Annotated in this window: 16 protein-coding genes; 8 read left to right on the top strand and 8 right to left on the bottom strand. The window is 69.9% G+C overall.

All coding sequences use genetic code 11. From position 1 onward, the window contains the following. Nucleotide 1: 1 nt before the first annotated feature. Nucleotides 2–1,615 carry a rhodanese-like domain-containing protein gene (locus AC1DK4_RS17805; RefSeq protein ID WP_477131671.1) on the bottom strand — a complete coding sequence of 538 codons (1,614 nt, stop codon included), beginning with the start codon at nucleotides 1,613–1,615 and terminating at the stop codon, nucleotides 2–4. 139 nt (nucleotides 1,616–1,754) lie between these two features. Next, nucleotides 1,755–2,339 (bottom strand): cysteine dioxygenase family protein, encoded by a 585-nt coding sequence (locus tag AC1DK4_RS17800; RefSeq protein ID WP_441620312.1) that lies wholly within the window; start codon nucleotides 2,337–2,339, stop codon nucleotides 1,755–1,757. Nucleotides 2,340–2,476: 137 nt separating this feature from the next. On the opposite strand from AC1DK4_RS17800, the gene AC1DK4_RS17795 reads away from it, so the two are divergent. Continuing rightward, entirely contained in the window at nucleotides 2,477–3,340 is an 864-nt protein-coding gene (locus AC1DK4_RS17795; protein ID WP_441620310.1) for a LysR substrate-binding domain-containing protein, read from the top strand. A 51-nt stretch (nucleotides 3,341–3,391) separates the two neighbouring features. On the opposite strand, the gene AC1DK4_RS17790 is transcribed toward AC1DK4_RS17795, so the two are convergent. Continuing rightward, nucleotides 3,392–4,948, bottom strand: a complete 1,557-nt coding sequence (locus tag AC1DK4_RS17790; protein WP_441620308.1) for a methyl-accepting chemotaxis protein — start codon at nucleotides 4,946–4,948, stop codon at nucleotides 3,392–3,394. 474 nt (nucleotides 4,949–5,422) lie between these two features. On the opposite strand from AC1DK4_RS17790, the gene AC1DK4_RS17785 reads away from it, so the two are divergent. Further along, on the top strand, nucleotides 5,423–8,464 hold the full coding sequence (locus AC1DK4_RS17785) for a transglycosylase domain-containing protein (protein ID WP_441620306.1): 3,042 nt from the start codon (nucleotides 5,423–5,425) through the stop codon (nucleotides 8,462–8,464). Between the two features lie 87 nt (nucleotides 8,465–8,551). On the opposite strand, the gene AC1DK4_RS17780 is transcribed toward AC1DK4_RS17785, so the two are convergent. Beyond that, nucleotides 8,552–8,731: a hypothetical protein gene (locus tag AC1DK4_RS17780; RefSeq protein ID WP_441620305.1), complete on the bottom strand. Its 180-nt coding sequence runs from the start codon at nucleotides 8,729–8,731 to the stop codon at nucleotides 8,552–8,554. Between the two features lie 131 nt (nucleotides 8,732–8,862). Further along, nucleotides 8,863–9,990 carry a DUF1275 domain-containing transporter gene (locus tag AC1DK4_RS17775; RefSeq protein ID WP_441649946.1) on the bottom strand — a complete coding sequence of 376 codons (1,128 nt, stop codon included), beginning with the start codon at nucleotides 9,988–9,990 and terminating at the stop codon, nucleotides 8,863–8,865. Between the two features lie 222 nt (nucleotides 9,991–10,212). Here AC1DK4_RS17775 and AC1DK4_RS17770 point away from each other — a divergent pair, with 222 nt between their 5' ends. Next, nucleotides 10,213–11,580 carry a M20/M25/M40 family metallo-hydrolase gene (locus AC1DK4_RS17770; RefSeq protein WP_477131670.1) on the top strand — a complete coding sequence of 456 codons (1,368 nt, stop codon included), beginning with the start codon at nucleotides 10,213–10,215 and terminating at the stop codon, nucleotides 11,578–11,580. 52 nt (nucleotides 11,581–11,632) lie between these two features. On the opposite strand, the gene AC1DK4_RS17765 is transcribed toward AC1DK4_RS17770, so the two are convergent. Then, on the bottom strand, nucleotides 11,633–14,221 hold the full coding sequence (locus tag AC1DK4_RS17765; protein WP_441620299.1) for an EAL domain-containing protein: 2,589 nt from the start codon (nucleotides 14,219–14,221) through the stop codon (nucleotides 11,633–11,635). Nucleotides 14,222–14,539: 318 nt separating this feature from the next. Between AC1DK4_RS17765 and AC1DK4_RS17760 the strand changes: the two genes are divergently transcribed. From AC1DK4_RS17760 to AC1DK4_RS17740, 5 genes are all read left to right on the top strand, one after another. After that, nucleotides 14,540–15,379 (top strand): universal stress protein, encoded by an 840-nt coding sequence (locus AC1DK4_RS17760; RefSeq protein WP_441620297.1) that lies wholly within the window; start codon nucleotides 14,540–14,542, stop codon nucleotides 15,377–15,379. Nucleotides 15,380–15,400: 21 nt separating this feature from the next. Then, nucleotides 15,401–15,835 (top strand): YeeE/YedE family protein, encoded by a 435-nt coding sequence (locus AC1DK4_RS17755; protein ID WP_441620295.1) that lies wholly within the window; start codon nucleotides 15,401–15,403, stop codon nucleotides 15,833–15,835. A 1-nt stretch (nucleotide 15,836) separates the two neighbouring features. Further along, complete coding sequence (locus tag AC1DK4_RS17750; RefSeq protein WP_441620293.1) at nucleotides 15,837–16,334, top strand: DUF6691 family protein; 498 nt, start codon at nucleotides 15,837–15,839, stop codon at nucleotides 16,332–16,334. Between the two features lie 13 nt (nucleotides 16,335–16,347). Continuing rightward, nucleotides 16,348–17,268 carry a cation diffusion facilitator family transporter gene (locus AC1DK4_RS17745; protein WP_441620344.1) on the top strand — a complete coding sequence of 307 codons (921 nt, stop codon included), beginning with the start codon at nucleotides 16,348–16,350 and terminating at the stop codon, nucleotides 17,266–17,268. Nucleotides 17,269–17,422: 154 nt separating this feature from the next. After that, complete coding sequence (locus tag AC1DK4_RS17740; protein WP_441620291.1) at nucleotides 17,423–18,850, top strand: MFS transporter; 1,428 nt, start codon at nucleotides 17,423–17,425, stop codon at nucleotides 18,848–18,850. A 111-nt stretch (nucleotides 18,851–18,961) separates the two neighbouring features. Here the strand turns inward: AC1DK4_RS17740 and AC1DK4_RS17735 are convergent, their stop codons facing one another. Both AC1DK4_RS17735 and AC1DK4_RS17730 read right to left on the bottom strand, forming a co-directional pair. Then, nucleotides 18,962–19,519, bottom strand: a complete 558-nt coding sequence (locus AC1DK4_RS17735) for a hypothetical protein (RefSeq protein ID WP_441620290.1) — start codon at nucleotides 19,517–19,519, stop codon at nucleotides 18,962–18,964. A gap of 241 nt (nucleotides 19,520–19,760) precedes the next feature. Then, on the bottom strand, nucleotides 19,761–20,711 hold the full coding sequence (locus AC1DK4_RS17730; protein ID WP_441620288.1) for a LysR substrate-binding domain-containing protein: 951 nt from the start codon (nucleotides 20,709–20,711) through the stop codon (nucleotides 19,761–19,763). Nucleotides 20,712–20,851 lie beyond the last annotated feature (140 nt).

Here is a 20,851-nt window from a genome sequence, read left to right as displayed (position 1 = left end):
GTCAGGCGAAGCGGAAGGTGGCCAGTTCCTGGGCGTCGAGCTGGCCGATAAGGTTGGTCTCCCAGGCCAGGTAGCGGCGGGCGGCCTCCTTGTTGCCGTCGTGGCGGTCGTGCACGAAGAACAGGAAATCGATGCAGCGCGCGTCCGGCAGGGTGTGTTCGCCGCCGTCGCTGGCGAGCGGCAGGCCGGCCGACTGCCAGGCCTGCGTGCCGCCGTCGAGCAGGCGCACGTCGCGGTAGCCCAGCGCCGCCAGCTCTGCCGCGGCCAGCGCGGCCACGCCGTCTTCGTCGCTGACCAGCGCCAGCGGCGTATCGCGCGGCACGCTGTCAAGGCCGCGCGCGAAGACCGGGCGGATCGACCAGCGGCTGCCAGGCACGTGGCCAGCCCGGTACGCCATGCTGGGGCGCACGTCGAGCGCCACAAGCCCCTGGCCGGCCAGCCCGGCGGCCAGCGTCCGGGCGTCGATGCGCGGCAGCGCGCAGGCAGGCGCCCGCGGGCCGGACGGCGCGGCCAGCTGTGCCGGGCGGGCGGCATCGAGCCCGCCTTCGAGCACGACTGCGTCATGGCCCATCTGGCGCAACCAGCTCGCCACCACGGTGGCCCGCACGCCATCGGCGTCAATCAGCACCAGCCGCGCGCGGCGCACGCCGACGTACTGGTCGGTGGCCTGGATCAGCTGGCCGCCGGGCGTGCTTTGCGCGCCGGGCACCGAGCCGGCGGCGAATTCCTCCGGCGTGCGCACATCGCACAGGAAGGTGGTGCGCGAGGCGTCGCGCAGCCAGGCAGCGGCTTCGGCGGCGCCGATGCGCGGCACGGCAAAGCGCGTGGCCATGGCTTGCGCGGCGTCGCGGGCATCGGCCAGCCCCGACGGCACGGCGTTGTCCGGGTAGCGCCGCGTGCCGCCATGCTCCAGCTTGAAATCGTTCAGGTACCAGCCCTGCGTTCCGTTCTCCAGCGCGAACACCGGGTTCGGCACGCCGAAGTTGATCAGCGTCTGCGCGCCGATGATGCTGCGGGTGCGCCCGGCGCAGTTGATCACGACGGGCGTGGCGGGGTCGGGCACGAGGTCGCGCAGGCGGTAGGCCAGTTCGCCGTTCGGGCAACAGATCGCGCCCGGAATATTCATCTTGCGGAATTCCGCCACGGGCCGTCCGTCGAGCACCACCGGCGGGCGCTCCCCGGCCTGCATGGCGGCCAGTTCCGCGGCCGATACGCGCGGCGTGCCGTAGTGATGCTCGGCCAGTTCGCCGAAGGTCTTGGAGGGCACGTTGACGCCGGCGAACAGCGCATGGCCGGCAGCCTGCCAGCCCGGCACGCCGCCCGCGAGCACGAATACCTGCGCATAGCCGAGGCCGGCCAGCGCCCGCGCGGCGCGCGCCGCCACGCCGTCGCCATCGTCGGCCAGCACGATGCGCGCAGCCGTATTCGGCGCCAGGCGGCCGATCTCGAGTTCCAGCCGGCTGTACGGCAGCGGCACCGCATGGAAGGGATGGCCTTCGCCATACTGGCCGTGCTCGCGGATATCGAACAGGGCGATTTCCCCTTCGCCGTGCAGCCAGGTCTTGAGCGTGGCGGGGTCGATGTGGCGGGGCAGGTCGTGAGCGTTGTCCGGCATGTGTGTTTGTCCAGGCAAGAAGGGGGCCTGACCTCCTGGCCGTGCTAAGGGCGGAAGGCAAGCGGTAATGCGTTCGAATGGGGATCCGGGGCGGCCCCGGAGGGTGCGGGGCTGGTGCGGTGCACCAGCCCGGTGCCGCTCAGCGCCGTGTCTTGACGCCCATGCTCATGACCTGGCAGCGCCCGGTCTCGAGGTCGAAGGACAGGCGCTCGGTCAGGGTTTCCAGCGCGCGGCCGTACATATGCAGGTGGCGGATCACGCTGTCGCCGCGGATCTCCACGGAGTGGATGTCGTCGGCCAGCAGCGCGATGCCGCCGCCGGGGCCGACTTCCACCGTGTGCGAGTGCGCGAGCGTGCCGACGCCCGGTTCGCTGCCGTCGTCGGTGCGCAGGTAGACGTCGTTGAACTCGGTGCCCACCACGCCGGCCACGCAGGCCCAGGTGGTGTGATTGTGCGGCGGGATGCGCTTGCCGGGCCGCATCACGTTCAGGTACAGCGCGAAGGTCTGGTCCGGGTCTTCGGCGATCAGGTAGCGGGCCTGGCGCTCGCCTTCCTCGGGCGGGGCGAACTCGCTCTCGGCCCACAACTGCGGGCGCGCCGCGAGCGCCTCGACCTGGCCCAGCACGGCCGCCAGCGAAGCGCGCGTAACGCCGCCGGCTACGATTTCCTTGATGGATCGGATGGTGTCCCCAACGGCTTCCTGGCGTTGTTGTACGATCGACATGTCTTTAGAATCCTTGCTGAATCTTGATGTTTCGGGGTTTGCGGGGCGCTGGCTATCGTTGCTGGGTTTCACTTTAATGAAGACAGCCGCCCGAAACCACTAAATCAGCCATGAAAACACTTAAGCAAGTCTAATGAATGCGTAATCTCGATCTGGACCTGCTGCGCACCCTGGTCGCCATTGCCGACCACGGCACCTTCGCCGCCGCCGCCGAGCGCCTGCACCGCACGCAGTCCGCCGTGACCCAGCAGATGCAGCGGCTCGAAGAACAGGTGGCGCTGGCGCTGTTCGAGCGGCAGGGGCGCGGCAAGCAGCTCACCCGGCACGGCAACAAGCTGGTGGAATATGCGCGGCAGCTGCTCGGCCTGAACGACGAAGCGCTGCGCGTGCTGCGCGAGGGCGACCTGACCGGCTCGCTGCGCATCGGCGCACCGCACGACGTGGCCGACACCATGCTGCCGCCGCTGCTGTCGCATATCGCGAAGGCGTCGCCGGCGCTGCGGCTGGAGATTCACGTGGGGCGCAGCCCCTTCCTGATGGAGTCGCTGCGGCGCGGCGAGATCGACCTGACGGTGTCCACGCGCGAAGACGCCAGCCTGGACGGCCTGGTGCTGCGCACTTCGCCCACCATCTGGGTATGCGCGGCGGATTTTGCCTACGAGCAAGGCAGCACCGTGCCGCTGATCCTGGCCGACGAGCCCAGCCTGTTCCGCAAGCTGGCGCTCGAGGCGCTCAAGGAGGCTGGCGTGCCGTGGCGCGCGGCATACCTGGCGCCCAGCCTGATCGGCATCAAGGCAGCGATCCGCGCGGGGCTGGGCATCACCGCCCGCAGCATCGATCTGCTCGGCGCGGACATGCGGGTGCTGGGCGACAAGGATGGCCTGCCGCGCCTGCCGGACGTGACGTATTACCTGTGGGCCCGGCCCAACGCGGCCAACCCGGTCGCGCGCCAGGTCTTCTCGATGCTCAAGACCACCTTGCAACGCGGGCTGGCGGGATGACGGACCCGGGGGCGGCGGCGTGGCGCCGGCGCCCCGGAGAACTGCCGCCGCTCAGGCCGCCGGCGCCAGCCGGAACGCGCCCACCGCCTCGGCCAGCTGCCGTGCCTGCGTCTCCAGCGAGCCGGCCGCGGCCGCGGCCTGTTCCACCAGCGCCGCGTTCTGCTGGGTGACGTCCTCCATCTGCGTCACCGCGCGGCTGACCTGGACGATGCCCGCGCTCTGCTCGAGCGAGGCCGCCGAGATGTCTTCCACGATCCTCGCCACGCGCTGCACGGCGTCCACGGTCTCGCTCATGGTCTGGCCGGCCTGGGCCACCAGCGCATTGCCGGCGGCGACCTTGCCGGCGGAATCGTCGATCAGGTTCTTGATCTCGCGCGCGGCTTGCGCGCTGCGTTGCGCCAGTGCGCGCACCTCGCCCGCCACCACGGCGAAGCCGCGGCCCGACTCGCCGGCGCGGGCGGCCTCCACGGCGGCGTTGAGCGCCAGGATATTGGTCTGGAAGGCGATGCCGTCGATCACGCCGATGATGTCGGCGATGCGCTGCGAACTGCTGCTGATATCGCCCATGGTCTGCACCACGCCGCGCACGTCGTCGCCGCCGCGCGTGGCCAGGCGGGCCGCTTCGGCGGCCAGCTCGCTGGCCTGGCGTGCGCTTTCGGTGTTGTTGCCGACGGTGGAGGTGAGCTGCTCCATGCTGGCGGCGGTCTGTTCGAGCGACGCGGACTGCTGTTCGGTGCGCGAGGAGAGGTCCGTATTGCCGGCGGCGATCTCGCGCGCGCCGATATTGACGGAGTCCGAGCTGGCGCGCACCTGGCTGACGGTGCGGGTGAGCGCCGCCTGCATGCGCGCCACGGCGCCCAGCACGCGGCCGACCTCGTTGCCGCTGGCGGCTTCGGCGCGCTGGGTCAGGTCGCCCTCGGCCACGCGGTCGAGATGCTCGGCGGCGGCGGCCAGCGGCGCCACCACGAAGGCGCGCAGGCCCAGGTGCACGGCCACGATCAAGGCCAGCGCGGCGGCGATGCCGACCGCCACCAGCTTGACCACCAGGCGGTAGCGCGCGCTGCTGGCCTCGGTTTCGTGCTGGGCGAGTTCGCTCGCCTGTTGCTGGAACCGTTCCACGCCGCCGGAGAAATCGGCGCCGGAGCTCGTGATCTCCTTGTCGTTGATCGCCGCATAGCCGGCAGGGTCGCCCGCGCGCAGCGCCGCGGCGGCGCGTTCGACCGCGCCGGCATGCCGCTGCGCGGCCTCGGCGAGCAGGCGGCGCTGGCCGTCGGCCTCGCCTTCCTGCGCGGGCTGCGCGGCGAAGCGCTGCATCTGCTGTGCCGAGCGGCCCAGCGATTTGGCGGCGGATTCCAGCGCGCTGGCATTCACGTCGCCGCCGCCTTCGCGCGCCGAGGCATAGGCGCGGGTCAGCGCGGAGCGGGCCCGCGTCATGTCCTTGTAGGCATCGTTGAGCAGCAGGGTGCTGGCCGAGAGCTGCTGCACGCGTCCGGTGGCCTGGTTGGCGGCGCCGAGGGCGAACACGCCGACCACCGCGCCGAACACGATCATCAATGCAAAGGTCACCAGAATCGCCAGCAAGGCTGTGCGTACGCTCAGGTTTTTCATGCTCGGGAACAGGCCGGGACAGGCCGGAAATTGGGATCCTTACGCTAACGGACGGCGCGGTCAGGACTTGATGGTCGCCGCGCGCGCGGGTGCCGGATTTTTGCGCCAGATCAAACCGGAGGCACCGTTGCCGGGGTGCGTCGGCGTTCACCCGCGCGGGCGCGGCGCGGCACTGGCCCCCGGCGGCGCCGCGTCGCGCCCGCGGGCGAAGGCGCCCGGTCCGGAGTCCGGTCCGGGCATTCGCCGGCGGTGGCTGCCGCCACGCGAGGCGCTTTCCGGCTTGTCCACGGCACGCCGCAGCTTCCGTGGTCAAGATGCAGCACGCGCACTTTGTGCGTTAGGCCCCATTGGACTAGGGTATACGCTGTGACGAGGGCGCCTGAATGGTGCCATCGTTGCCAGCAGGCGGCCAGCATGCCAGCATTGGCCGAAGCGCCGGGCATTCCCCGGTTTCCTCGCAAACGGACCTGAATCGTGCGACGACGTCTCTGGCCCAGGCTCGTGATACTGGCCCTGCTCGTGGGGGGCATCTACGTTTTGTGCGCGATCGTCGCGGAGGAACTTGCCACCTCGCGCCTGCAGGCACGCTACTTCAGCGGGCGCGTCAAGGGCGTGGCCTACGAAGAAGCGCCGGGGCCGAGCGAGCGCATCCGTTTCCCGGAAGACGGGCCCTATGACGTGCGTTTCGGCTATAGCCGCCTGCCGCAGTTCACCGAGCTGCTGGAAGCGCGCGGCTACAAGCGCGAGCGGCAGGCGCGCTGGTCCGACCGCATGCTGGAGCTGACCGATTCCGGGCTGTTTGCGCCGTACCGCGAGAAGACCTTCGCAGGGCTGGAGCTGCTCGACTGCAATGACGAGCCATTCAATGTCCGCAGCGTGCCGCGCCGCGCCTATGGCAGCTTCCATGACATTCCGGTGGTGCTGGTGAACGCCTTGCTCTATATCGAGAACCGCGACCTGCTCGATCCGGAGTTTCCCACTCGCAACCCCGCGCTGGACGTGCGCCGCTTTACGCGCGCCGCGATGGACCAGGGGCTGCGTTTCTTCAACGAGCGCCACGAGGCGCCCGGCGGCAGCACGCTGGCCACCCAGATCGAGAAATACCGTCATTCGCGCGCCGGGCGCACCGGCTCGCCGCGCGAGAAGCTCAAGCAGATGGCGAGCGCGTCCATGCGGGCCTATCTCGACGGCCCGGACACCATCGGCGCGCGCCAGCGCATCCTGCTGGATTACCTGAACACCGTGCCGCTGTCGGCGCGCCCCGGCCTCGGGGAGGTCAACGGGCTGGGCGACGGGCTGTGGGCCTGGTACGGGCAGGATTTCGACGAGACCAACCGGCTGCTGGCCGGCGCCGCCGGCGCGGGGCCGGGACCGGACAGCGGGCAGGCCGCCGGCGAGCAGGGCGAGAAGCAGGCCCGCGTGTTCAAGGAAGCGCTTTCGCTGATCATCGCGCAGCGCGGCCCGTCGCATTTCCTGCGGCGCGATACCGCCACGCTGTCCACGCTGACCGACAGCTATATCCGGCTGCTCTCGGCCGCCGGCGCCATCCCGCCCTGGCTGCGCGACGCCTCGCTGGCCCAGCCGCTGAAGCTGGCCGCCGGCGCGCAGGATCGCCCGGAGATCTCCTTTGTGTCGCGCAAGGCCATCAGCGGCGTGCGCACGGACCTGCTGCGCTACCTCAACCTGGACAGCAGCTACGAGCTGGACCGGCTCGACCTGACCGCGCACAGCACCATCAACACCACCTTGCAGGGCGTGGTGACCGATGCCCTGCTGAAGGCCGGCACGCGCGACGGCGCGCGCGCCACCGGGCTATACGGGCACAACCTCCTGCGCGAGGGCGACGACCCCGGCCGCCTGGCGATCAGTTTCACCCTGTACGAGCGCATCGGTGGCGCCAACCTGCTGCGCGTACAGGCCGACAACCTCGACCTGCCATTCGACCTCAACCGCGGCGCGCGGCTGAACCTGGGCTCGACCGCCAAGCTGCGCACCCTGGTGGCCTACCTGGAGATCATCTCGGAGCTGCACGAGAAGTTCTCCTCGATAACGCCCGAGCAACTCAAGGAGGTCAAGCCGGCCAAGCTCGACGCGCTCAGCCTGTGGGTGCAGAACTTCATGCTCACCGCGCCGGACAAGAGCCTGCGCGCCATACTGGATGCCGCCATGCTGCGCAAGTATTCCGGCGGCGCGGGCGAAGCCTTCTTCACCGGCGGCGGGCTGCAAACCTTCACCAATTTCGAGCGCTGGGAAAACCTGAAGATCATGCCGGTGCGCGAAGCCTTCGAGCATTCGGTCAACCTGGTCTTTGTCCGCCTGATGCGCGACATCGTGCGCTACGAGACCTACCGGCTGCATCCCGATGCCGACGAATGGCTCAACAACCCGGCCGCGCCGCAGCGCCGTGGCTACCTGGTGCGCTTTGCCGACAAGGAAGGCAGCGACTACCTGCGCGCCTTCTACGGCAAGTACCGCGGCAAGACCTGGCCGGAGCGGGTCCGGCGCGCGCTGGAGAACCGGCGCTTCAGCCAGGTCGGGCTGGCGGTCACGCTGCGCAGCATCGAGCCGGACGCCGACCTCGAGCAGTTCAGCAAGACCATGCGGGCCACGCTGCCGAAGATCGCGGGCGCGCCGCTGACCGACGAAGTCTTGGCCAAGATGTACAACAAGTACGGCCCGCGCAGCTTCAACCTGAACGATCGCGGCTACCTGGCGCGCGTGCATCCGCTCGAGCTATGGCTGCTGGACTACCTGCGCGAGCGCCCCGATGCCAGCCTGGATGAGGTCCTGCGCGACAGCACCGAGCAGCGCCAGGAGGTTTACGCCTGGCTGTTCAAGACCCGCAATCCGGGCGGCCAGACCCGGCGCATCCGCGGGCAGCTCGAGCGCCAGGCCTTCGCCGAGATCGCGCGCCGCTGGCAGCGGCTGGGCTATCCGTTCAGCGCCATCACGCCGTCCTATGCCTCGGCCATCGGCGCCGCCGGCGACCGCCCGGCGGCCCTGGCCGAGTTGGTCGGCATCATCCAGAACAACGGCGTGCGCCAGCAGGCCACCGCGCTGCGCAACCTGGACTTTGCGCAAGGCACGCCGTATGCCACCGATTTCGGACTGGGCATGGAGGGCAAGCGGCTGCTGAGCGAGGAACTGTCCACGGTGGTGCGCGCGGCGCTGGTGGGCGTGGTGCAGTCGGGCACGGCGGGGTCGCTGCGGACCGCGCTGGGCAGCAGCGGCATCGTGGCCGGCGGCAAGACCGGTACCGGCGACCACCGCTACGAGGTCTACGGGCCGGGCGGCAGGCTGATCTCGTCGCGCGTGGTCAGCCGCTCGGCCACCTTCGTGTTTTTCCTTGGCGAGCGCTACTTCGGCAATGTCACCGCCTACGTGCAGGAACCCTATGCGGCACGCTACAACTTCACGAGTGCCTTGTCGGTGGCGCTGYTGAGATCGCTGGCGCCGACCATCCTGCCGCTGGTGCGCGACGGTGGCGTGCGCTCGCCGCTGGCCTGCAAGCACTGAGCGGGGGAGCGGGGGCTGCCGCCTGCGCTGCCCTGTGTTGCCCTGTGTTGTCTGTGCCGCCCGTGCCGCCCGTGTTGCCTGAGCGACCTAGTCCCAGCAATGGCGCAGGGCGCAGTAGCGGTCTTCGGAGCTGCGCGCCTCGCGCTCGTACTCGGCGATGACCTGCAGGGTGGCGCGCTGGAGCAGGGATCCGGTGGTCAGCAGGGCCGCGAGATCGCGCAGGCCCTGCAGGCCGATCACGGTGGGGATATTGGCTTCTTGCTGCATGATGCGTTGCTGGCTCTGGATAGGCGGTTTGTGCCGCTCGATGATTCGAGTGTAGTGAGCCGGGGGCAGGGCAAATGCAAGGGAATGTGTCCGCGCGAACCCTTTGTGGCGCAAGGATTCGAAGCGCCACTTCAGATCCAGCCAAAGTGGCGGGCAAGCAGCCCCGCAGCCAGCAAGGTAGTGCAAATCCACAACACCACGATCACCACCGCCGCGGCCCGGCTGCGGGGGCGTTGCTGTGCAGCAACGGCTGCCGCGCGGTATTCGTGCATCAGCTCGGGCGGGATCATCCGTACGGCCAGCAGCACGCCGAGCGGGACCAGCACCACGTCATCCAGGTAGCCCAGCACGGGGATGAAATCCGGGATCAGGTCGATCGGGGACAGCGCGTAGCCCGCCACCAGCAGGGCCATTGCCTTCGCATACCAGGGCGTGCGCGCGTCGCGCGCGGCCAGCCACAGGGCATGCACATCGCGCAGCGCATCGCGGGCCCAGCCGCGCCAGCACGCGCCCAGGCGCAGCAGGTGGCCGCGCACGTCGTCGGCCACCGGCACCACGGCCAGCGCCAGCAGCAGCGCCGCCAGCCAGAGCGTGGCACTGAAGCCCAGATGCTTGAATCCCAGCGCCCCGGTCACGCCGCCGATGAAGAACAGCGCCACCAGCGTGGCCAGCGTGCGCAGCCTGGCGCGGTTGGCCAGCACCGGCGGCCGGCCGGCGCCGGCCGCGTTCCAGTAGAACAGCTTGCCGAGTTCGATGCCGATATCCGTGACCATGCCGGTGATGTGGGTGGTGCGGATCTCGGCATTGGAGACCTTGGTGATCATGGCGTTCTGCAGGCCCATGATGAAACACAGCAACATCACCGTGGCCGTGCCGAGGATCCATTTGTGGGTCCCGAGGTTGCCGCCGAGCAAGCCGAAGCACAACAGCAGCACGGCCTCCAGCAGCAGGGGCAGGGCATATTCGCTGTGGAGGTCTTCGCGCCGCGCCCAGTTGATCAGGATGGCCGAGGTCGCGGCGCCCGCCACGAACGACAGCAGCGCGCCAAGCCCTTCCAGGATCAGCGCCACCTGGCCGAGCGCGAGGTGGTCGGCCATGGCGGAGACGATGCCGCTCATATGCGAGGTGTACTGCTGGACCGCCAGGAAGCCGCCCGCGTTGGTGGCGCCGGCGACGAAGCTGAGGTAGCAGGCGAGCTGCCGGTTGGCCTGCGGGCTGCGCCGGCGTCCGGCAAGGCTGCGCAGGTAAGGGATCGGCATGATGGCGGGTTCCGTGGGCGGCCGTGGGGCCGTGGGCGTTTGCCTCAGATGGTAATCCACCCCGGGCCTTGCGCCGGCATGCCCGATACGCCACGCCGGAGGCCATCCGCTGGCAGAATGGCGGTTCGCCCGCACGCGGCGGCGCCTCGCCTGGCCCGCGTCGTGCGCGCGCGCCCCCATCTCAGCCCATCGACCCAACGTCACCGGAGCCATTGCCACAACATGCAAGCACGCCCCCAACCCGATGCCATCGCGTCCCGCCCGTTCTCGCTGACCCTCGCGGCGCTGGTGCTGGCCGCCACGCCGGCCTTCGCGCAGACCATTCCGGTGCCGGCGGTGTCGCCCGCGGTGGACCGCGCCTACGCCAGCCTGGAAGCCGATCCATTGTTCAAGAAGGTCCTGGCCGATGTGAAGGCGGACGATGCGCGCTCGCTGGGCGACCTCAAGGCCCTGACCGAGATCCCCGCGCCGCCTTTCAAGGAGCGCGCCCGCGCCGAATATTTCCTGGGCCGCCTCAAGGCGCTGGGGCTGGCCGACGCCCATCTCGACGCCGAAGGCAACGCCATCGGGACCCGCAAGGGCAGCGGCAACGGCCCCGTGCTGCTGATCTCCGCCCACCTCGACACCGTGTTCCCCGAGGGCACCGACGTCACCGTCAAGCCGCGCGGCGGCCGCCTGTACGCGCCCGGCATCTCGGACGACACGCGCGGCCTGACCGTGCTGCTGTCGTGGCTGAAGGTGCTCAACGACAACAATGTCCGCACCGTCGGCGACCTGGTCTTCGTGGGCAATGTGGGCGAGGAAGAGCTGGGCAACCTGCGTGGCATGAAGGCGGTGTTCCGCGATCATCCGGAGATCGACGGCATGGTCGGGATGGAGCCGGGCGAGGGCGACCGCGTGCTGGCGCTGGGCACCGGCAGCCACCGTTACGAAGTGACCTTCCGCGGCCCCGGTGGCCACAGCTTCGGCGCGTTCGGCCTGCCCAGCGCCATCCATGCGATGGGCCGCGCGATCGCCAAGGTGAGCGACGTACGTCCGCCCGAGGATCCCAAGACCACCTTCACCGTGGGCACCGTAGGCGGCGGCACGTCGGTCAACGCGATTGCCGGCGATGCGCGCATGGCCGTGGATATCCGCTCCAACGCCACGCCGKCGCTGCTCGAGACGGAAAAGCAGATCATGGCGGCGATCGATGCCGGCGTGGCCGAGGAAAACCGGCGCTGGCACCCGGCCCACGCCGGCAGCCAGATCACCTACCAGGTGCGCCAGATCGGTGACCGCCCGGCCGGCCGCACGCCGCCCGACGCGGTGATCGTGCAGGCCGCGGTGCGCGCCATCGACGGCTACGGCAAGGGCAAGCCCAGCCTGCGCGGCGGCAGCACCGACGCCAACGTGCCGATGGCGCTCGGCATTCCGGCCATCATCATCGGCAGCGGCGGCAAGACCGGCGGTTTCCACGCGCGCGACGAATGGTATGACCCGGCCAACGCCTGGGAAGGCGCCCAGGTCGGGCTCACCACCGTGCTTGGCCTGGTGGGCGTGCAGGGCGTGAGCCAGCCGCTGCTGGAAAAGCGCCCGGCGGCGAAGTAGGCCCCGCGCGCGCAGGCCCCGGCCCTCGGGCCGCCGCCGCCGGGTGCGGCGCCTATCGCAGCGAATGGCCGGGYGGTGGCGCGGGGCGCTCCAGCGGCCGCGGCGTGTTGATCCATTGCGCTACCGCGCCGGCGTCCAGCGGACGCGAGAACAGGTAGCCCTGGCCCATGTGGCAGCCCTGCGCGAGCAGGAACTGGCGCTGGGCCTCGTTCTCCACGCCTTCGGCGACCACCGCGAGCTTCAGGCTGTCGCCAATGCGGATCACGGCGCTGGCCAGCTCGCGCGCGGCGGCGTCGCTCTCCAGGTCGATCACGAAGCTCTTGTCGAGCTTGAGCTGGTGCACCGGTAGCTGGCGCAGGTAGCCCAGGCTCGAGTAGCCGGTGCCGAAGTCGTCCATCGACAGGCGCACGCCCTGCGCGTGGATGGCGGCCACGGTGGCGGCGATGCCGGCATCGTCTTCCATCAGCAGGCCTTCGGTCATCTCCAGCACCAGCGCTTGGGCGGGCAGGCCGTGCCGCGACAGCGTCTCGGCGACATGGCCGGCCAGCGCCGGGTCGCGGAAGCTGGCCGGGGAGATATTCACGGAGATGGTCGGCACCGGGATGCCGTCGCGGCGCCAGGCGGCCATCTGCGCGCAGGCGCGCTCGAGCACCCAGCGGTCCAGCGTGCCGATCAGGCCGCTGTCTTCGGCCAGCGGCACGAAGCGGTCGGGCGGGACCTTGCCGAAATGCGGGTGGTGCCATCGCACCAGCACTTCGAGCCCATACAGCCGGCCGTCGCTGAGGAATACCTGTGGCTGGAAATTCAGGTGCAGCTCGTTGCCCAGCAGCGCTTCGCGCAGGGCCGACTCCAGGGCCAGGCGCTCCTGCGCGGCCCAGTTCATCTCGATGCTGAAAAAGCGGAACAGATTGCGCCCGGCTGCCTTGGCGTCGTACATGGCCATCTCGGCGCAATGCAGCAGGTAGTCCAGCGTGTCGCCGTCCGACGGGAACAGGCTGATGCCGATGCTGGCCGAGGGGGCGATGCTGGCATGGTCGATGCGCAGCGGCAGGCGCAGCGCGGCCAGCAGGCGCTGGCCCGTGGCGATGGTCTTGGTGCGGTCGGATTCCGGCAGCACCAGGGCAAATTCGTCGCCCGACAGGCGCGCCACCAGCGCGCTCTCGCCGGCATGGGCGGTCAGGCGCTTGGCCACCTCGCGCAGCATCTTGTCGCCGCCGCTGTGGCCGAGCGAGTCGTTGATGTACTTGAAGCGGTCCAGGTCGACGAACAGCACGCTGAGCGCCGCGCCAGCCTGGCGCGTGGCCAGCAGCAGCTTGCCGGCCTGGCGCTGCAGCAGGCTGCGGTTGGGCAGGCCGGTGAGGGAGTCGTACTGGTCAAGCTGCTGGATCCGTTCGGCGGCGTCGTCGCGCTCGAAAGCCAGCTTGCACAGCGAAGCGCACACCTCCACCACCTGCTGGTGGAAGGCGTCGGGCGCGCGCACGCTGCGGAAATAGAAGGCCAGGGTAGCAAGCACGCGGCCGTCGCCGGCCTTGATCGGGTACGACCAGCAGGCCGCCAGGCCGAGCGGCAAGGCCAGGTGGCGATAATCCACCCAGCGCGGATCGGTGGAGATATCGCTGGCCACCACCGCCTCGCCCAGCCAGGCGGCGGTGCCGCAGGAGCCCACCTGCGGGCCGATGCGCAGCCCGTCGAGCACGGCCGCATACTCGGGCGGCAGTGCCGGCGCCGCCAGCGGGCGCAGGCGCCGTTCGCTATCCACGCGCAGCACCGTGGCGATCACCGAAGGCGCCACGCGCTGCACCTCCTGGCAGATCAGCTCCAGCACGGCCGGCAGGGGCTGTTCCATCACCATGGCGTGCAGCACCTTGCGCTGGAGCAGCTCGTAGGTCTTTTTCTGCGTGATGTCGGACAGGATGACGATGCCGTGGTGGTGCTGGCCCGCGGTGCTGACCAGATGCCGCACGGTGGCCGATACCCACAGCGGGCTGCCGCAGCTCGCGTAGATCAGGGCCTCGTGGCGTTCCACGCCCGGCGTGGGACGGTTGGCCTGCAGGCGCTGCATGGCGGCCATATTGGTGAATTCGCCGGCCAGGACCTCGCAGGGCATCCTGCCTACCATGTCGTGCGGCGCGTAGCCGAGCATGCGCGTCAGGCCGGCGTTGACATAGACGATGCGCCAGTCGGCATCCACCACCAGGACCGCGCTGTCGATCTCGTCGGCGATCACGGACAGCACCGGATGGTCTTCGCGGCGTGCGCCGGCGCCGCCGGCCACCTTGACCAGCAGCGTGCGCAGGGTGACATCGCCCAGCGTGGTGCTCGATTCCGCGACGAAGCCAAAGCGCACCTGGCCATCCGCGCGCAGGATCTGCACCGCCGGCAGGGGCTCGCCGTGCTCGCCGGCCGGCCCCGGGTGCGCGCCGGGCGCGGCGCCGGCGGGCAGCCGCTGCACCACCGTCGCGGCATCCATGCCAACGACCTGCTTGCGGCTCGCGCCATAGAGCGCTTCCGCCGCAGCGTTGAGGAAGAGCACATGGTTGTCTGCGTTCAGGACGAAGACAGCGTCGGTGGCCTGCTCGAGCGAGTTGCGGAACAGCTGATGTGGGTCGGCTATGCTGAGCGCTTTGTCTCTGTCTGACATGAGTGAGTATGCGTCGCTAACGACCGATAATGCCTGCCCGCCCCGGCTTGGCCTCGCGGGACAATGACTCGGCTCTGGGACAGCTATCGGCATCCGGGGCTGGAACCTGAAGTTATTTTTTCGGCGCTGGCCCGGCCCGGCCCGGCACGGTGCGGGCCGGTCTGGGCCGGCAGGTGGCGAATGGCCTGCCACGCGGCGCCTGGCCTTGGCATAATTGCGGCGAGTCCCGGCAGTGCACGCCGCGTTGCCCCTGGCCGCGGCGCGTTTCGCAGCCGTCAACCGTCAACCGCCAACCGTCTTCCGCCCGGAGCCACCGACATGATGGAATACAAGAGCCTGCTGGTCGAACTTGGCCCGGACCCCGGCTGCGCCGATCGCGTGCGGCTGGCGGCCGGGCTGGCGCAGCGCAGCGCGGCGCATGTGACCGGCCTGACCGCGACCGGCATGCGGCTCGAGCCGTTCCGCGGCGCCGGCGATGATGCTGGCCGCTATGCCGAGCTGGCGAGGCGCCAGTTGCTGGCGCAGGGTGCCGCCGCCGGTGCCGACTTCCACCGCGTCATGCAGGAGACGGCGCCCGCGGTGAGCTGCGCCCACCGCGTCGTCGAGGAAGACACGGGCTGGGCGCTGGCCAGGGAAGGCCGGCTGGCCGACCTGATCGTGCTGGCCCGGCTGGCGGGCCCGGAAGCGCTGCCCGTGCTGGTGGCGCAGACCGCCGAATACGTGATGCTGGAAGCGGGCAGGCCGGTGCTGCTGGTGCCGCCCGGCGTGCGCAGCCTGTCCTGCGGGCACATCGCGATCGCCTGGGATGGTGGCCGGGAAGCGGCCCGCGCGGTGGCCGACGCCATGCCGCTGCTGCGCGAGGCCGCGCGCGTGACCGTGGTATCGGCCACTGGCGCGGACGCCGGCGTGCTCCAGCCGCCCGCCACCGCCGAAGCATTGTGCGCGCACCTGGCGCGGCACGGCATCGCCGCCTCGGTGCATGCCGTGAGCGGCAGCCAGCGGCCCGGGCCGCTGTTGCTGGAGGCGGTGGGCACCCTGCAGGCCGACCTGCTGGTCGCAGGCGGCTACGGCCACGCGCGGCTGCGCGAGCTGGTCACCGGCGGCACGACGCGCACGCTGATGCGGCAGGCCGACATCCCCGTATTCATGTCGCACTGACTGGACCACCAAGGGCTCACCATGACTATCGACTGGGCGCATTTCACGCCGCTGCCCGCGCTGGCCGGCGGCTTGCTGATCGGGCTGGCCGCGGCCCTCCTTGTCCTGTGCAACGGACGCATCGCCGGCATCAGCGGCATCGTGGGCGGGCTGCTGCGCCCCGCGCGGCGGGAGGTGGCGTGGCGGCTGGCTTTCGTGGCGGGCCTGCTCGGCGCGCCCCTGGCCTGGCGCTTGTTCGCGGCCCTGCCCGGGATCCACGTCGAGGCGGGCACCGGGGTGCTGGTCGTGGCCGGCCTGCTGGTCGGCGTGGGCACCCGCTACGGCGCGGGCTGCACCAGCGGGCATGGCGTGTGCGGACTGTCCCGGCTGTCGCCGCGTTCACTGGTGGCCACGCTGGCGTTCATGGCGGCCGGCTTCGCCACTGTCTATGGCGTTCGCCACCTGTGGGGCGGCTGAGATGACAGTACGTGCTTCCCCATTCCCTCTGGTTCGCCGTGTCGCGCCCTTGCTGTCTGCGCTGCTGGCCGGCCTGGTGTTCGGCTTCGGGCTGATCCTGGCCGGCATGGCGAATCCGGCCAAGGTGCTTGGCTTTCTCGATCTGGCGGGGGCCTGGGATCCCTCGCTGGCACTGGTGATGGGCGGCGCCGTCGCGGTCGGCCTGGCGGCGTTCGCGCTGGCGCGGCGGCGCAGCGCGTCATGGCTTGGGCTGCCCATGCAGCTGCCCGCCACGCGCCAGATCGACCGGCGCCTGCTCGCCGGCAGCCTGCTGTTCGGCATCGGCTGGGGACTGGCGGGCATCTGCCCGGGCCCGGCGCTGGTGCTGCTGGGCTCCGGCGTGTGGCAGGGCATGGTTTTCGTGCTGGCCATGCTGGCGGGCATGGTCTTGTTCGAATGGCTGGAACGGCTCGGGCGGACCCGCGCGCCGGGGACGCAGGCAAACCGCGGCACGCACTGAAGACATGGAACGCATGAAGGCCGAAGCCCACGCAATCAACGAGAAAGACGCCCCCGACACGCCCGCCAAGTCGGCGGCGGCGCGCCGCAGCACCTGGGTCAGCGTCGGGGTGAATATCCTGCTGTCCTGCACCCAGATGGTGGCCGGGCTGGTCGCTGGCTCGCAGGCGCTGATCGCCGACGCCGTGCATTCCTTGTCGGACCTGGTCTCGGACTTCGTGGTGCTGTTCGCCAGCCACCATAGCCGCAAGGGCGCGGATGCCGATCACCAGTATGGCCACCAGCGTTTCGAAACGGCCGCCTCGCTGGCCATCGGCGTGCTGTTGCTGGCCGTGGGCGTCGGCATGCTGTGGACGGCGGTGCAGAAGCTCGAGCATCCCGAATTGCTGCAGGCGGTCAAGGGCATTGCCCTGTGGGTGGCGCTGGGCGCGCTGGTGGCCAAGGAACTGCTGTTCCGCTACATGCTGGCGGTGGCGCAGCGCGTGCGCTCGGGCATGCTGGTGGCCAATGCCTGGCACGCGCGCTCGGACGCGGCGTCTTCGCTGGTGGTGGCGCTGGGGGTCGGCGGCAATATGCTGGGCATGCACATGCTGGATCCGATCGCGGCGCTGGTGGTCGGCCTGATGGTGAGCAAGATGGGCTGGCGCTTCTCGTGGTCGGCGCTGCATGACCTGATGGACGGCGCCGTCGACGCGCAGACCGTGGAAGCCATCCGCCAGGCCATGGCCGCCACCCCCGGCGTGCAAGGCCTGCACGATCTGCGCACGCGCAAGATGGGCGACTTCATCCTGGCCGACGTGCATCTGGAGATCGACGGCGCGATCACGGTGGAGGCGGGCCACCGCATCGCGGTGGAAGCGCGCCGGCGCGCCATGCAGGTGACCGACGTGCTGGACGTGATGACGCACGTGGATCCGGTGCGCCCGCGGGGCTGAGCGCGCGGCAGGGCGGGGTGCCCGGGGCGCAACGGCAAATGGCGATGCCCGGTATGATGGCGCTTTTGCCCCGGCGCGCCGGCCCCGGTGCGCTTCCCGAGACTGCCAATCCTCCGCCCCGGACGGCATCGCGCCGCTCCACGCACGCCCGTCAATGGAAACCACGCAAAGCCAGTCCTCGATGAGATTCCTGCCGTATCTCGTCGCCGCTACCTTTTTCATGGAGTACCTGGACACCACCGTGCTGGCCACGGCCTTGCCACAGATGGCACACTCGTTCGGGGTCGGGCCGAACGACCTCAGCCTGGGCATGACTTCCTACATGCTGGCGCTGGCGGTGTTTATCCCGGTCAGCGGCTGGGTGGCCGACCGCTTTGGCTCCAGGACCGTGTTCGGCGCCGCGATCGTGGTGTTCACGGTGGCGTCGGTGCTGTGCGGCGCGTCCAGCGGGCTCGCCGAATTCACCGCGGCGCGCGTGCTGCAGGGCATCGGCGGGGCGATGATGGTACCGGTGGGGCGCCTGATCGTGGTGCGCAATACGGACAAGCGCCACCTTATCAAGGCCATCTCCACCATCACCTGGCCGGCCATCGTGGCGCCGGTGGTGGGGCCGCCCATCGGTGGCTTCATCACGACCTACGCGTCCTGGCGCTGGATCTTCCTGCTCAATGTGCCGTTCGGCATCGCGGCGCTGGTCGCCACGCTGATGATGATCCGCAACGTGCGCGAGACCGAGCCCAGGCCGCTCGATGTGGTCGGTTTCCTGCTCAGCGGCGCCACGCTGACCTTCGTCCTGTACGGCACCGAGCTGGCCAGCCAGCAAGGCTCCAGCCTGGCGACGGCAGGCGGCTTCGTGGCCGCGGGGCTGGTGCTGGGCGTGCTGGCCGTGCGCCACGCGGCGGGCCACCCGCATCCGCTGCTCGACTTCACCACGCTGCGCGTGCCGACGTTCTCGGTCACGGTGCTCACCGGTTCGGTCACGCGGGTGGGCATCGGCGCGGTGCCGTACCTGATGCCGCTGCTGTTCCAGATCGGCTTCGGGCTGTCGGCGTTCCGCTCGGGCCTGCTGCTGCTGGCCAGTGCGCTGGGCAACCTCGGCATGAAGGCGCTGACCACGCGCGTGCTGCACCGCTACGGTTTCCGCACCACGGCGATCGTGGACGTGGCTTTCGCCAGCCTGTTTATCGTCGCGTGCGGCCTGCTCACCCCCGCAACGCCGCTGGCCGTGGTCCTGCTGGTGGTGTTCGTCTACGGCGTGACGCGCTCGATGCAGTTTTCCACACTCGCCACGCTGGCCTATGCCGATATCCCGCAGCCGCAGATGAGCAGCGCCAACACGCTGTGGAACGCCGCCCAGCAGATGACGATCGGCCTGGGCATCGCGTTCGGCTCGCTGTCGCTGCGCGTGGCGGCGTCGATGCGCGGGGAGAGCGGCCAGGCCGATATGCCGCATTTCACCCTCGGCGATTTCCGCTGGGCCTTCCTGTTCGCGGGGGTCCTGACGCTGGTGTCGTTGATCGGCTATGTCCGCCTTGCGCCGGACGCGGGGCGTCACCTGGCGAGCCGGGGCAAGACGGCCTGAATGGCTTGAATGGCTTGAATGGCCCGGGCGCCGCTGCGGCAGTTCCGCGTCCGCGGCCGGAATCTCCTGCGCCATCGCCAGCGTGCTCGTCGGCTGGTGCCGCGGCCGTGCTCAATGCAGATCGTGTGCCGCGCCCCTGCGGGCCGCGACGCCCGGCACGCCCGGCGATGCGGCCGGCGCGGCGGCATCGCCGTGGCGCGCCGCCAGTTCATGCTCATGCAGGCTGGCGTCCTGCCACTGCTTGCCGTCCCAGGCCTGGAAATGCAGGTCGGCCAGCGGGATGGCGGACATCGTTCCCAGCCAGTCGGTCGGGTTCGCGCCGGCGCGCAGCCCCTTGGTCACCATGACCATGGCTTCGGGCACATCGATGCCTGCCACGCGGGTGATGGCCGGCCACGGCAGCAGGCGGGTGTCGTTGCGCGGCAGGCCGAAGCGGAACAGGGGAGCCTGCGCGCGCAGGCCGGCCTGCGGGCGGTGGCGGAACATGTCGCGGCGCTTCCATTCGGTCTTGGCCGCGGACGGATCCCATTGTTGCCGGCGCGAGAACCACAGCACCTTGGCGGCGCCGGCGGACACCGGCAAGGCGGTCGGGATCAGCCCTTGGGACTGGGCGATCGTCGGTAGATGGCTCCCCGTGGTGTAGTGCCAGGCGAGATTGGTGGCGTTCATGACGGACTCCTGCTGTACGCCCCATACACTGAGCCCGAAAGCTTGTCATGACAAGCAGGCGAAACGATATATTGCACTGCAAGAAATTATGACGCACTTGCCACCTTGGCTGGCGAGGCGTCCGCCAGGCCAGCACTGGGGCGGGCTGGCGGATGTGGCCGTTTTTCCGGCGCCGGTGCACCGCAGCAATGTGCGGAAAAAATGGAGGAAAACCGCTAATCGCGGCGCGGCGAAAAGCGACTCATACGCTTCTTTCCTCCTCGTCCGGAGCATCCAGGGCGGAGCGCGCCGCGACCCGGCGCAACGCGTCCAGGGCGGCACTGACGGCAATCCTGCCGAAGCCATCTTCACGCCAGTACATCGACACGGAGCCGAACCCGGCGAGGCGCAGCGGCAGGATGCGCAGCGCGCCCAGCTGTTCCAGCCGCCGCGCGGTGCGATGGGAGGCCACGCCGATCATATTGCTGTGGTTGAGCAGGGTCAGGTTCAGGATGACCGAGTTCGATTCCACGCAGTCGGCCGGCATGCTCTTGCCGGCGGCGTTCAGGGCGGATTCCAGCGTATTGCGGATTGGCGTGCCGCGCGGCCAGATGATCCAGCGGTAGGCCTGCACATCGCTCCAGCCGGGCTCCGCCAGTTCGAACAGCGGATGGCGCGGGCGCGTCACGAAGTGGATCGGCTCCATGTATAGCGCTTCGGTGCGCATATGGCCGTCCTGCAGTTCCGGCGCGGAACGCCCCACCACGATGTCGACCTCGCCGCGCGCGAGCTGCGCCATCAGCAGGTTCATGGTGCTTTCGACCAGCCGCACTCGTGCCCTGGGCAGGCGTTGCAGCAGTGCGGTGACGGCCAGCGGCACGGTATCGGCGGCCGACGCGCCCGAGGTACCGAGCACCACCAGCCCGCTGCCGCCTTCGCGCATGGCCAGCATGTCGTCGCGGGCGGTGTCCAGGTGCGCTTCGATGCGCCGGGCATGCGCGATCATCGACTCGCCGTAGGGCGTTGGCCGCAGGCCCCGCGCATGGCGCTCGAACAATGGCAGCCCGATGTCGTCCTCCAGTTCCTTGAGCCACTTCGACAAGGCCGGCTGCGTGGTGCTGAGCGCCACGGCGGTCTGGCTCATATTGCCGGTCTGGGCCAGGCTGAGCAGCATCTGAAGGTTGCGCAGACGGAGGCGCTGGGTCCAATCCATAAGGGTTATCCCTTTGAGGTATATCCATTGGAATATGGATAAGAGGAATTGATTATTTTACAGGGTATATCTCCGGAAGTATAAATACGTCATCGCAGCCCGCATCCTTCCATTCACCCGCGGCTGCACCTCGCCGGACC

This window comes from Cupriavidus sp. 05N38 (assembly GCF_056397345.1).
This window is presented reverse-complemented; position numbering and strand designations above follow the sequence as displayed.